Annotated in this window: 14 protein-coding genes and 1 pseudogene; 12 read left to right on the top strand and 3 right to left on the bottom strand. The window is 64.9% G+C overall.

Translation table 11 applies throughout. The features are described 5' to 3' along the window. Positions 1-69: 69 nt before the first annotated feature. Positions 70-975, bottom strand: a complete 906-nt coding sequence (locus B551_RS00075) for a LysR family transcriptional regulator (RefSeq protein WP_023263258.1) — start codon at positions 973-975, stop codon at positions 70-72. Between the two features lie 134 nt (positions 976-1,109). On the opposite strand from B551_RS00075, the gene B551_RS00070 reads away from it, so the two are divergent. From B551_RS00070 to B551_RS00055, 4 genes are all read left to right on the top strand, one after another. Then, on the top strand, positions 1,110-2,105 hold the full coding sequence (locus B551_RS00070) for a 2Fe-2S iron-sulfur cluster-binding protein (protein ID WP_023263257.1): 996 nt from the start codon (positions 1,110-1,112) through the stop codon (positions 2,103-2,105). 61 nt (positions 2,106-2,166) lie between these two features. After that, positions 2,167-3,420, top strand: coding sequence for an aromatic ring-hydroxylating dioxygenase subunit alpha (locus B551_RS00065; protein WP_023263256.1), 1,254 nt, complete (start codon positions 2,167-2,169; stop codon positions 3,418-3,420). A 2-nt stretch (positions 3,421-3,422) separates the two neighbouring features. After that, positions 3,423-3,893 (top strand): aromatic-ring-hydroxylating dioxygenase subunit beta, encoded by a 471-nt coding sequence (locus B551_RS00060; RefSeq protein ID WP_043436489.1) that lies wholly within the window; start codon positions 3,423-3,425, stop codon positions 3,891-3,893. Between the two features lie 14 nt (positions 3,894-3,907). Next, the gene (locus B551_RS00055; protein WP_006575522.1) at positions 3,908-4,222 is read left to right on the top strand and encodes a non-heme iron oxygenase ferredoxin subunit; all 315 of its coding nucleotides are present in this window, start codon (positions 3,908-3,910) and stop codon (positions 4,220-4,222) included. A gap of 53 nt (positions 4,223-4,275) precedes the next feature. On the opposite strand, the gene B551_RS00050 is transcribed toward B551_RS00055, so the two are convergent. Beyond that, positions 4,276-5,265, bottom strand: a complete 990-nt coding sequence (locus tag B551_RS00050; protein ID WP_006575521.1) for a tripartite tricarboxylate transporter substrate binding protein — start codon at positions 5,263-5,265, stop codon at positions 4,276-4,278. After that, on the bottom strand, positions 5,262-5,954 hold the full coding sequence (locus B551_RS00045; protein WP_006575520.1) for a DJ-1/PfpI family protein: 693 nt from the start codon (positions 5,952-5,954) through the stop codon (positions 5,262-5,264). Before B551_RS00045 ends, B551_RS00050 begins: the two co-directional genes overlap by 4 nt. Positions 5,955-6,098: 144 nt before the next feature. Here B551_RS00045 and B551_RS00040 point away from each other — a divergent pair, with 144 nt between their 5' ends. From B551_RS00040 to B551_RS00005, 8 genes and pseudogenes are all read left to right on the top strand, one after another. Then, positions 6,099-7,058 (top strand): GlxA family transcriptional regulator, encoded by a 960-nt coding sequence (locus tag B551_RS00040; RefSeq protein ID WP_052511217.1) that lies wholly within the window; start codon positions 6,099-6,101, stop codon positions 7,056-7,058. Between the two features lie 86 nt (positions 7,059-7,144). Then, on the top strand, positions 7,145-8,038 hold the full coding sequence (locus B551_RS00035) for a LysR family transcriptional regulator (RefSeq protein WP_023263253.1): 894 nt from the start codon (positions 7,145-7,147) through the stop codon (positions 8,036-8,038). A gap of 98 nt (positions 8,039-8,136) precedes the next feature. Beyond that, positions 8,137-8,916, top strand: a complete 780-nt coding sequence (locus B551_RS00030; RefSeq protein ID WP_006575516.1) for an aldolase — start codon at positions 8,137-8,139, stop codon at positions 8,914-8,916. Positions 8,917-8,954: 38 nt separating this feature from the next. After that, positions 8,955-10,283, top strand: coding sequence for an MFS transporter (locus B551_RS00025; RefSeq protein ID WP_023263252.1), 1,329 nt, complete (start codon positions 8,955-8,957; stop codon positions 10,281-10,283). Continuing rightward, complete coding sequence (locus tag B551_RS00020; RefSeq protein ID WP_006575514.1) at positions 10,280-10,909, top strand: 2-hydroxychromene-2-carboxylate isomerase; 630 nt, start codon at positions 10,280-10,282, stop codon at positions 10,907-10,909. Before B551_RS00025 ends, B551_RS00020 begins: the two co-directional genes overlap by 4 nt. Before the next feature lie 388 nt (positions 10,910-11,297). Beyond that, positions 11,298-11,981, top strand: a complete 684-nt coding sequence (locus tag B551_RS00015; RefSeq protein WP_052511220.1) for a GntR family transcriptional regulator — start codon at positions 11,298-11,300, stop codon at positions 11,979-11,981. A 33-nt stretch (positions 11,982-12,014) separates the two neighbouring features. Then, a complete protein-coding gene (locus tag B551_RS00010) occupies positions 12,015-12,692 on the top strand; it encodes a DUF2848 domain-containing protein (protein ID WP_006575512.1) in 678 nt (225 codons plus the stop codon). Continuing rightward, positions 12,689-12,901: pseudogene (locus B551_RS00005) on the top strand (amidase); the annotation flags it as partial. The gene B551_RS00010 and the pseudogene B551_RS00005, both read left to right, overlap by 4 nt.

Below are 12,901 nucleotides of genomic sequence, written 5' to 3'. Positions count from 1 at the left end.
ATCCCTACCGAAGTGGGGACGAGTTCCATTCAGCGGCCTGCCCATTGGACCGACAGTCGGCACGCCGCCTCACCCCTCCGCAAACAACTCAAAAATCAAATCCCGCAACCACTGATTGCCGGGATCGCGGTGATAGCGTCCATGCCAGAACAGATTGATCTGGATATCCGGGAGATCGACCGGATGGCTGATCGATTTGAGACCGAAATATGCCGCGCTGCGCTCTGCGAACTTCTCGGTGACGGTGGCCACCAGGTCCGTGGTGGCGACGATATCGGCCAGTGCGACGAAGTGCGGTACGCGCAGGCGGATGTTGCGTCGTACTCCGAGCTTGGCCAGGATTTCATCGACGCGCGCGTGGCCAGTGCCTGCGGCCGTTACCACCACATGATCGGCACGCTCGAAGTCCTGTAGCCGCACGGTGCGTTTGTCCAGCGCATGGCCCGCACGGAACATGCAGACATAGCGCTGGCGAAACAGCCGGCGCTGGTAGAACTCCGATGGCAGCTCGGGCAGGTGGCCCAACGCGAGATCGACCTGCCCCAAGCTCATTGCCTCTGCCAGGTTGATCGCGGTATTGCGCACGGTCGCGATCGACACGCCGGGTGCGCGCTCCCGCAATGCGCTCATCAGCCTGGGGATGAAATGCACTTCGCCGATATCGGTCATTGCCAGCTGGAATCGGCGATCGCTGCGCAGCGGATCGAAGGCGACCTTGCGGTTCAAGGCCGACTGCAACGCGTCCAGTGCATAGGCGACCGGTTCGGCAAGATCCTCAGCCACTGGCGTCGGCAGCATCCCCTTGGCGCTGCGTACGAACAACTGGTCGTCGAAGATTCGCCGCAGTCGCGCGAGCGCATTGCTGACGGCCGGTTGCGTCAGGCCCAGTTCGCGCGCGGTGCCCGATACCGTACGCAATCGCAGCAGGTGCTCGAGCACGACGAGCAGATTCAGATCGACGTCTTGCAGCCGCATGTCTCCCCCTTTTCATTATCACTTTGGTGAATGGGTCATATAAGCCGGATTCTATTGGTTTATCAGCGACGATATCCGATGATGAGCGCCGGACAGTACGAGAACGACAACAACAACGACAAACCGGAGACGATATGGAAGTGCGCGTCCTTCCCCACGGACAGCGTCTCGATGTGCCGCAGGGCGAGAATTTGCTGACCGCCCTCCAGCAGCATGGCGTGCCAATTTCGTACAGCTGCATGGCGGGTCGCTGCGGCACCTGCCGCTGTCGGCTGATCGAGGGCGATGTGCGTCACGCCGTCGATGGCAATACCAACAACGGCGGCATCGACAAGCAAGACCATCGCCCTCTGCTGGCCTGCCAATCCGTGGTAATGGGCCCCTGCACCATCGAGATCCCTGAGCCGGATGAGGTGGTTGTCCACCCCGCTCGCATCCTGAAGAGCACGGTGACGGCGCTCGTAGACCTGACGCACGACATCAAGCTGATCCGGCTCGCACCGGCCAAGCCGCTGTCGTTCTCCCCGGGCCAATACGCGATGCTGCAGTTCACGCCGGACCATATCCGCCCCTATTCGATGGCGCGGCTGCCGGGTGAAGGCGAACTGGAATTCCATGTGCGCATGGTTCCGGACGGTCGCGTCACCAGATATATCTGCGATCGGCTGAAGGTGGGCGACACCGTTCGCGTCAGCGGGCCGCTTGGCACCTCGTATCTGCGCACGCGCAATGACGACCCGATTCTTTGCATTGCCGGAGGGACAGGTCTCGCGCCGGTGCTCGCCATTGTGCGCGGCGCCATTGCGGCCGGGCTGACCAACCCGATCCATTTGTACTTCGGCATTCGATCGCCGCGCGATGCCTACGGACTCGATTGGTTGAACGAGCTTGCCCAGCGGCATCCTCGCCTGCGCATCGATGTGGTGTCGACTTTGCCGGGCAGCGACCGCGATCTGCGTACCGGGCTCGTTACGGAGGCGGTCGAGCAGGACTACGGCGATCTGACCGGCTGGCGGGCGTACCTGTGCGGCGCGCCGCCGATGGTCGAAGCGGCGACGGAACTGCTGCGCGATCGCGGCATTCGGCCGGACCACATCTACGCCGATGCCTTCTACGCATCAGGCGCTTGACGATTGGACGGCATCCGAAAAGATACCGGGAAATCGGATCAAAAATGCAAGGAGACCAAGCATGGATATCAACGCCCCGTGCATCGAGCCGATATGGCCCGACGACGGCATCAGCCGCATCCCGTTCCGCGTCTATACCGACCAGCAGCTCTACCAGCGGGAACTGGAGCGCTGCTTCTATCGCGGTCATTGGAACTACGTCGCCCTCGAAGCCGAGATACCGAATCCCGGCGATTTCAAGCGCAGCGCGATTGGGGAGCGCTCCGTCATCGTGATACGCGATGCGGACGGCGATATCAACGTAGTCGAAAACGTCTGCGCGCATCGCGGCATGAAGTTCTGCCGCGAGCGCAGCGGCAACCGCAAGGACTTCCACTGCCCGTATCACCAGTGGAACTACGACCTGAAAGGGAATCTGCAGGGCGTGCCGTTTCGTCGCGGCGTCAAGCAGGACGGCAAGATCAATGGGGGCATGCCCGCCGACTTCCGGCCGGAGCAACACGGCCTGACCAAATTGAAGGTGGCCACGCGCGGGGGCGTGGTATTCGCGTCGTTCGATCACGACGTTGAATCGCTGGAGACCTACCTCGGCCCGGACATCCTCGGCTACTTCGACCGCCTGTTCAGCGGGCGCAAGTTGAAGCTGCTCGGCTACAACAAACAGCGCATTCCAGGCAACTGGAAGCTGATGCAGGAGAACATCAAGGACCCGTACCATCCGGGACTGCTGCATACGTGGTTCGTGACCTTCGGCCTCTGGCGCGCGGACAACAAGGCGCGCCTCGTGATGGATCCGCATTGGCGTCATGCCGCGATGGTTTCCACACGCGGACAGGGCGGAAAAAGCGAGGTCACCTCCGGTGTCTCAAGCTTCAAGGACCAGATGGCCTTGCAGGACGACCGCTTGCTCGACATCGTGCATGAGCCCTGGTGGGGCGAACCCACGGCCGTGATGATGACGATTTTCCCCAGCGTCATCTTCCAGCAGCAAGTCAATTCGGTATCGACGCGGCATATCCAGCCGAGAGGACCCGATGCGTTCGACTTCGTCTGGACCCACTTCGGCTTCGAGGACGACGATGAAGCCATGACGCGACGCCGGCTGCGCCAGGCCAATCTGTTCGGCCCCGCCGGCTTCGTCTCGGCCGACGACGGCGAAGCGATCGAATGCTCGCAGCAAGGCTTCGCGCAGAAGCCCTGGCACCGCGTGCTGGCCGAACTCGGCGGCCTCACCGCGGAGAACACCGACCACATGGTCACCGAGACGCTGATTCGCGGTATGTACGCCTACTGGCGCAAGGTGATGGAGGTATGACGATGGAATTCGCCGACTACCACGCGCTGCTGACCTTGTACGCCGACTACGCCAGCGTCGTCGACAACGGCGACTGGGACCGCTGGCCCGAGTTCTTCACCGACGACTGCCTCTACAGGGTCCAGCCGCGCGAAAACCACGAACGCGGCCTGCCGCTGGCGACGCTGTCGTTCGAAAGCAAGGCCATGCTGCGGGATCGCATTTACGGCATTCGGGAGACGCTGTTCCACGATCCCTACTATCAGCGCCACATCGTCGGCGCACCGCTGGTGCGCAGCGCCGACGGCGAGCGCATCGTGTCCGAGGCCAATTACGCGGTGCTGCGCACCAAGCCCGATCAGCTGACCGATGTGCTGAACACCGGCCGCTATCTGGACACGGTGGTGCGCACGCCGGGCGGCCTGCGTTTCGCCTCGCGGCTTTGCATCTTCGACAGCGAGATGATTCCGAACTCGCTGATCTATCCGATTTGATCCTGGAGCGAACGATGACCGAAACCTGGACCGAAGCGGCCCCACTTTCCAGCGTGCCGCACGACGACGTGATCGCTGTCGAAGTGGCCGGACGCGAGATTGCGCTCTACGCCGTCGATGGCGAAATCTATGCCACCGACAATCTCTGCACGCATGGACACGCGCGACTGTGCGACGGCTTTCTCGATGGACACGAGATCGAATGTCCGCTGCATCAGGGCAAGTTCGATGTGCGGACCGGCGCGGCGGTGTGCGCGCCGGTGACAGAGAACATTCGCAGCTATCCGGTGCGCGTCGAGGGAAGGAAGGTCCTGGTCGATCTGGGATAGCCGCTGCCCAACGATTGCCGCCTCGACTCGCGGGACGGCGTCCCCGGTTTTCCCTATTGACGGCCCTCCGCGGCAGCCGTCAGCAAAGGGCGCAACCGGGCTATGTCCTGCAGCAACCGCTCACCGAGTCGATTCCCCGTAGCGTCGCCGGCGTTCGGTACAGTGGCCCCGGCGCCGGCCAGCGCCGTGCGGTACGCAGCATCGCCCACCGCCGCCTCACTGGCACGGCGCAATGCCTGCACGACCGCCGTGGATGTGCCGGACGGGGCGAACAACCCGTACCACACCGCGAAACTGGCCACTGGCAAGCCTTGCTCGACGAGCGCAGGCACTGCGGGGAACAAGGGATTGCGGCGTTCCGACACCGTTGCGATTGCGGCGACCTTGCCGCTATCGAGCATCGGCTTCAGGTTGGTGACCAGATCGCACATCGCATCGACGCGTCCTGCCATCAGGTCGATCAGCGCAGGCCCGGTGCCCTTGTAGGCGATCTCGGTATCGCGGCCGCGCATCGCTGCCCCGACCAGCCGCATGCAAAGCGACGAGGCCGAGCCGGGCCCCGCGGTTCCCCAGTTCAGTTGGCCGCCACGACTCCTGGATGCGAGGTGTTCGATTCCCGCTATCGATGAACCCGATGGGACGACGATCATCATCGGCACTTCCGATACCAGCGCCAGCGGCACCAGGTCACGCCGCGGATCGAGCTTCAGCGACGGATACAGCGCCGGCACGGTCGCAAGCCCGACATGATGCAGCAGCAGCGTGTAGCCGTCGGCAGCAGCGCGCGCGACTCGCTGCGATCCGATCGTGCCTCCGGCCCCGCCCTGATTCTCGACCACTACGGTGGTGCCGAGCCGGTCCTTCAGAACCACCGCGAGTTGGCGGGCCACGAGGTCCATCGGTCCTCCGGCTGCATACGGCACCACAATGGTCACCGGCCGAGCCGGGTACGCCTCCGCGCGTGCTGCCGCGCCATGGAACATGCCCGCGATCGCAGCGACGACAACGGCGGCACGGCGAAGACGGATGGCCACGGCGTTCATTGCCGGCTCCATTCGAGGGCCAGCCGCTGCGCGGCTTCATGTACGGCGACCTCGCGCAGTCTGCGCCGCTGCGCGCCCGCACTCCTGCAGCGGGCGATGATCTCCGGCCGAGCGGTAAATGGCGTGCCGCCAACGAAAGGAGGTTCGGGGTCGTACTCGATCTGCAATTGGATCTGCTCGGCCGCCTCCTGGTCGAGCACGTTGGCGACCACGCGCAAGGCCATGTCGATGCCCGCGGTCACGCCACCGGACGTGAAGTACTTGCCGTCGATGGTGGTGCGGTCGTCCATCGGGATGGCGTCGAACTGAGTCAGCAGATCGCGGGCCAGCCAGTGGCCGGAGGCGCGACGCCCGTGCAGCAAACCCGCCGCGCCGAGCAGCAGCGATCCCGTGCAGATGCCGAACACCCAACGCGCCTGCTTGGCCTGCTCACGCACGAACGCGATCCACTCGGGATCGACCAGGGCGGCATCGGTGCCCGGGCCGCCGGGCACGACCAGCAGGTCGCAAGGCGAGGCCTGCGCGATGGTCGTGGTCGGCACCAGCATCAGGCCACGATCGGACCGAACCGGTGCGGCCTGCTTGGCGACCAGCTCGCATTGAAAGCCCGGCGCGCGAACCAGGACTTCATACGGCCCCGTCAGGTCCAGTTGTGTGACACCTTCGAATAACGCAAAATTCACCAGCATCGAATAGCTCCCAAGAACGCGTGGCGACGCTTGCTTCAGCGGACACGACGTCCAGTCATACTAGGAGCGCCCTTCCTCATGGCCCTGCCAACTTGCCCTCAACCGCTGCCAGCCGCCGTGCCTGCGCCGAAGCCGGCGTCACCGGTGGTCGCCCTGCTGGTTTACCCCGGCTTCCAGGCAATTGACCTCGCCGGCCCGGTGCAGGCCTTCGTGACCGCCGCCGGCGAGCGCGGCCCCGCCTACGACGTCCGCATCGTCAGCACAATGGGTGGCCCGGTGAAGGGCACCGGACCGCTGGCCGTGCTGACCGAACCCTGGAGCGAACTGTCGCTGCCGGTCGATACCCTGATGGTGCCCGGCGGACCGGGCGTCGACACGGCCTGCGACGAACCGGCGTTGCGCCACGCGTTGACCGCGTTGGCGGCAAGCGCGCGGCGGGTCTGCTCGGTCTGTACGGGCGCGTTCTTGCTGGCATCCAGCGGACTGCTGGAAGGACGTGCCGCCTGCACTCATTGGCGTGCGGCTGACCGGCTTGCCCGCGCCTATCCGGGCGTGCGGGTCGACCCGGTCCCGATCTACCTGCGCGATGGCAACGTCTACACCTCCGCGGGCGTTTCCGCGGGGATCGATCTGGCACTCGCGCTCATTGAAGAGGATGCCGGCACCAGCTGCGCCGCGGCCGTTGCCAAACGCTTGGTCGTGCACATGCGCCGGCCTGGCGGTCAGGCGCAATACAGCGATGCGCTGCGCCTGCAAACCAGCAGCGCCGGGGCCTTCGGGGAGCTGCTTGCGCAGATCGCGGCGCGGCCGGCGGAGCCATGGCGCGCCGAGGACATGGCCGAATACAGCGGACATTCGGTGCGATCGTTCTATCGCAAATTCATGGAGCAGACCCAGGAATCGCCATCGGCGGCGCTGGAGCGTATTCGCGTCGAACATGCAACGGCGATGCTCAAGACGACCGCAGCCTCGCTGAAGGAAGTCGCACGCCGCAGCGGCTTCACTTCCGAGCAGGCGATGCGCCGGTCGTTCCTGCGGGTCGCCGGCCGTCTGCCGTCGAGCATCGTGCGGGCCGCGAGCGGGAATCGCCGCGAGACCGCATAACAGCGGGCCGCCTGCCTGACGCCAGCCGCCCCGCTGCAGACAAACCCCGAGAGACAGCCCGGCCCTTGCCGGCGCACACTGCGGCCATGGAAGCCATGGACCGCCAACTGCGCTATTTCCTCCGGATCGCGGAACTCAAATCGCTGTCGAAGGCCGCCGAGCAACTGGATCAGACGCAGTCCGGCATCAGCAAGCAGCTTGCCGCCCTGGAAACCAGCCTCGGCAAGCCGCTGTTCGTGCGGACCGGACGCGGCGTCGAGCTGACCGAGGCGGGGCGGCAACTGCAGGAGGCGGTCCTGCCCGCCTATGGCGCCATCGATCGCGCCGTCGACGCCATTCGCCTGCGGCATGGCGTCAGCCAGGGCACGGTTCGGCTGGCCACCGTGCATACGTTGAGCTACTACTTCACCGCGGACGTGGTCGCGGCCTTCGTCAGCACCCATCCGAGCGTCAACCTGTCGCTGCTGGGCCGCAGCTCTCCGGAAGTTGTCTCGCTGGTCGAGGCGGGCAAGGTGGACCTGGGCTTCGTCTACGATGCCGCCGTCGATTCCGGTGGGCTGGTATCGCATGTGTTGTTCGACGATGCCATGTGCCTGATCGTGCGGGACACGTCGACATTGCAGGCCAGCGACCTGACCGACTCGACCTTGCGGCTGGTCGGATTTCCGCCGCACTACGCCCTTCGCCGCATGATTCACAGCAGCGGACTGAATCCGGAATTCGTGGCCGAAGCCGAAACGATCGATGCCATGCTCAGGCTGGTTTCTTCCGGCGTCGGCGCGTGCATCCTGCCCAACCGCATTCCCGAGAAGCTGCTGACGGACTATGGCTTGCGCAAGGTGCCGATACAACGGCCCTCGCTGCATCGCCGCGTCGTCGCCATCCTGCGCGCCGACCGTCAGCCGCTGCCGCTGACTGCCGATCTGCTCGATTGCGCCATGCGCATCTCGGCCAAACTGCCGCCCAATCCGCTGGAATAGCAGCTATGAGCTGAGCTGCATGGCTCCCATGGCGTTCGCTTTTCATACTCGCTCCTGGAACGACAGCGTTCCGCATCCATCCATGACCAGGAGACAGTATGAGCACCGCCTTCAGAGAAAAGGCCTATTTCGATGCCCGCGCGACACGCGACATGGCGCAGCACCTGCACGCCGTCGAGCGCAGCGTGCAGGAAACCATGGCCTATGCCTGCCGCATCCTCGCCATGACAGAACAGGAAGCCGGACTGGCCGGACAAATCAGCGTCCGTTCTCAGCGGCCCGGTGCTTACTGGACCCTGCGCTTTGGCCTTGGCTTCGATGAAGCGACCCCCGACGATTTCATCGAGGTCGACCGCGACCTGAACACGCTGACGGGCAAAGGCATGGCCAACCCGGCTACGCGTTTTCATCTGTGGGTGTACGAGGCTCGCCCCGACGTGCAATCGATCATCCATACCCATTCCCCGTGGGCGTCGGCACTGGCGGCCGCTCGCCAGCCGCTGGTAATCGCGCATATGGACATGACGCCGTTGCACGATGACTGTGCCTTTCTGGCGGACTGGCCGGGCGTTCCGATCGCGGACCAGGAGGGCGTGCTGATCTCCGAGGCACTGGGTGACAAGCGTGCGATCGTGCTGGCGCACCATGGCTATCTGGCCGCGGGCGCCTCGTGCGAAGAGGCGACGTATCTATCGGTCTATCTGGAACGGGCGGCGCGCATGCAGATCCGCGCGCAAGCCTTCGGCGCGTTGACGCCGGTCGACGACGCCCTCGCGCGCGAAGCGCACGACTATCTGCTCAAGCCCTCGATCGTCAACGCGACTTTCGACTACTGGGCGCGCCAGACCCGTGGCATCGCCCCGTTGCCGGCGGCCTGACCGGTCGGCTTTCGCCATCTCACTTCAAGGAAGCCGCTATGACAGCGCCTGTTCCACAGGCGGCGCGGTCGCGCCGCCAATACATTACCGCCGGACTCGCGAGCATGATGGGCACCACCATCGAGTGGTACGACTTCTTCCTCTACGGTACCGCCGCAGCCCTGATCTTCAACAAGATCTTCTTTCCCGCCTTCGATCCGATCACCGGCACGCTGGCAGCCTTCGCCACCTACTCGGTGGGCTTCTTCGCACGCCCCCTTGGCGGTATCGTGTTCGGACACTTTGGCGACAGGGTCGGCCGCAAGTCGATGCTGCTGATCACGTTGTTGTTGATGGGGATTCCGACCATCCTGATCGGACTGATTCCGTCCTATGACAGCATTGGATACTGGGCCGCCGTGCTGCTGGTACTGATGCGCCTGCTGCAGGGGGTGGCCGTGGGCGGCGAATGGGGAGGCGCCGTGCTGATGGCGGTCGAGCACGCACCGGAAGGCAAGAAGGGCTTTTTCGGCAGCCTGCCGCAGGCCGGCGTCGCGCCCGGGCTCATCCTCTCTTCCCTGGCGATGGCCGCGGTGTCGACGCTGCCCGACGAAGACATGCTGACATGGGGCTGGCGCGTGCCGTTCCTGGCCAGCGTCATCCTGCTGCTGGTGGGTTGGTTCATTCGCGTCAAGGTCGCCGAGTCTCCCGACTTCGAGCGGATGAAGAGCAAGGGGGACAAGGTACAGGTGCCCGCCAAGGTCGTGCTGCGGCGCTACCCCAGGGAGTTGCTCGTCGTCATCGGCGGCCGGCTGGCCGAGGTGACGTGGTTCTATACGGTGGTGACCTTTGCGCTGGCCTACGCGACCGGTACGCTCGGCATTCCGCGCATCGCCATGCTCGACGCCACGGTGTGGGGCGCGGTGGTTGCGCTGTTCGCCATGCCGCTGTTCGGCATGCTCGGCGACAGGGTGGGCTACAAGTGGGTCTTCATGGCGGGCGCGGTCGGCGTCATCGGCTTCGCACCGCTGTTCTTCGGCATGCTGCAGTACCGCGACCCCGGCTCGATCACCTTCGCCATGGTGATCGCCATCGGTGTCGTCTACGCCTGCCTGTATGGTCCGCAAGGGAGCCTGTTTTCCGCACAGTTTCCGCCCGAAGTGCGCTACAGCGGCATTTCGATCGCGGTGCAGGTCTCGGGCGCTATCGGCGGAGGCCTGGCGCCGATCGTCGCGACTTCGCTGCTCGCCTACGGCAATGGCGACCCGCGCTACATCGTCTGGTATCTGAGCGCGCTGGGCATCATTGCGGCAATCAGCGCGGCACGGATGCATGGCCCGCTTCGATTCGCCGTGCCGCCGGCAACCACCGAAGGAGCGCGCACATGAGCACGGCCGCCATCGACTACTACTTCTGGATGAACTCCGACTGGGCCTATCTCGGTGCCGACCGCCTCGAGGCGATTGTGCGGCGGCACGACATCGCGATCCGGTACCGGCCTGTCGATCTTCCCGAAATCTATGCGCGCACCGGGGGCATCCTGCTGCACCAGCGCTCCCCCGAGCGCCAGGCCTACCGCCTGACGGAACTGCGTCGCTGGTGCGACAAGCTAGGCATGCCGATCAACCCCAAGCCGGCTTTCATGTGTCCGAACGCGGATCTCGCCTCGTGCATCGTCATCGCGGCCGATTCCCTTGGACTATCCGTGGGCCGTCTGCACAAGGCGATCCTCCATGCGCAATGGTGCGACGATCAGGACATTTCATCGGAGGCGACGCTTCGGCAAATCCTGATTGCCTATGGCATGGACGATCGCGCCCTGCTGTCGAAGGCGAGAACGGCCGAGATCTCGCAACAGTATCGGCGCTACACCGACGAGGCCGTCGCGGCGGGCGTCTTTGGCTCACCCTCCTACGTCTATCGCGGCGAGCTGTTCTGGGGACAGGACCGGCTGGAGATGCTGGAGGAAACCATCGAGGCCAGCCAAGAACGATCTCGCCCGGATGGCTCGTAGGAGGCTGTCGGTGGGGCGCATGGCCTGTCGGTGGCCCCGATTTTTTTATGCGCCTTCGCACCGGTTCCCGCCGCGGGAATCCCGGCAGCGGCGCTCCACTATCCCCCTCCACGACCTATGCTGCGCACGGCGGCCGAGGTGGAACAGCGAGCCGCACGTTTGAAGCTCGATGCCGGGAGTCAGTCCACCGCGAGTTCCGCGGCAGCCAGTAGGCACCGAAAGCGGCGTCCTTGCCACGCACGTCGCCAGCCTCCCCATCCGCCCCGCCTCCTCGATGTACTACCCCTCAGCGTAAACCCTGATAAATCCCACCCTTGTCCTCAGTGAAATATCACACTAGTATCACTCTCACTTCAGACGAGAACGAGAGCGGACCGTGGCGACATCCATCCGACTGGTAGGAACCGACGACGAAACCGGCAAGCAGACCGCCTCCCAGACGGGGGCGGCCATGCGTGAAATGGCCTATACGGAAATCAAGCGGCGCATCATTTCGTGCGAATTCCGGCCCGGGGAGCCTTTGAACGAAGCCCAGGTCGCGACCATGCTCGGCCTGGGGCGCACCCCGGTCCATCAGGCGCTGCATCGGCTGGAAGTCGAAGGGCTGGTGTCGATCATGCCGCGCAAGGGCGTGCTGGTGACGCCGCTGTCGCTGAACGAAGTGCTCGACATGATCGAGGTGCGCGCCACCAATGAGGTGCTGTGCGCCACGCTGGCCTGCGAGCGCGGGCACGACAGCGATTTCAAGGCGATGCGCGACATCGTCGACCGCTCGCCACCGCTGATCGCCGGTCGCGACATCCCCGCGCTGGCCTCGTTGGACCTCAAGTTCCACACCGCGATGTCAGCCGCCTCGCGCAACCGGGTACTGGCCGAATTGCTGCGCGGCCTGCATGAAAAGCAGGCGCGCTTCTGGTTCCTGTCGCTGTCCGACCCGCAGCATCTCGAGAACGTCTACCAGGAGCACCTGGAGATCGTCGACGCACTGGAGCGCAGGGACGTGCCCGCTGTGCGGGAAGCGGTCCGCACGCATATCGACGAATTCCGGAAGAACATCATCCGGACGCTCTAACCACCCTCTTTTCCCCAATCAAGGTAGTACGCAATGCCGACACTGCATTTCCAAGTCGCCGGCGGGGGCGAACTCGCCCTCGACATTCAACGTTTGATCATTGCCGGCTGGACCGGCCGCGATCTCGAGGCCGTCCAGCACCATATCGAAGAGCTGCAGGCCATCGGCGTGAAGCCGCCCGCCAGCGTGCCGACCTTCTATCCGCTGGCCGCGTCGCTGCTGACCACGGCGGAGGTCATCGAAGTGCCGCGCGACGACTCGTCCGGCGAAATCGAAGTCGTGCTGCTGCAGGGTAACGATGGGCTGTACGTCGGCGTCGGGTCGGACCACACCGACCGCAAGGTCGAGGCCTACGACGTGACGGTGTCCAAGCAGATGTGCGACAAGCCGGTCGGCACGCAGGTCTGGCGCTTCGACGATGTGGCCGACCACTGGGACAGTCTCGAGATGCGCTGCTGGCGTGTGCGTGACGGCGAGCGCGCGCTGTACCAGGAGGGCAAGGTCACGCGCCTGCTCGATCCGCGCGAACTGATCCAGCGCCTGACCGGCGAGGCCTCGCTGCCGCCTGGCACGGCGATGTTCTGCGGCACCCAGGCCGTGATCGGCGAGCTGGGCCATGGCGAGGCGTTCGAGGTCGAACTGCATGACCCGGTGCGCAACCGCACGCTGCGCCACGCCTATCGCGTGCAAACCCTGGCGGTGGCCGAATGAGCGAGCCGACCATTGCAGCGCTGGCGGCCCAATTGGCCGCTGGACAGACCACCAGTGTCGCGCTGACCGAGCAGGCGTTGGCGCGCATCGACAGCCATCGCAGCGCCGGCGGCGCGGCGTTCGTCGAGGTGGACGGAGCCGGTGCGCTCGCTGCCGCGCGCGCCGCCGACCAGGCACGGGCCGCCGGTCTGGTGGCCTCGCCCTTGGCC

Origin of the sequence: Cupriavidus sp. HPC(L), assembly GCF_000307735.3 — a bacterium.
Taxonomy (GTDB): domain Bacteria; phylum Pseudomonadota; class Gammaproteobacteria; order Burkholderiales; family Burkholderiaceae; genus Cupriavidus.
Note: the sequence above shows the minus strand (reverse complement) of the source record. Positions and strands in the feature narration are given on the sequence as shown.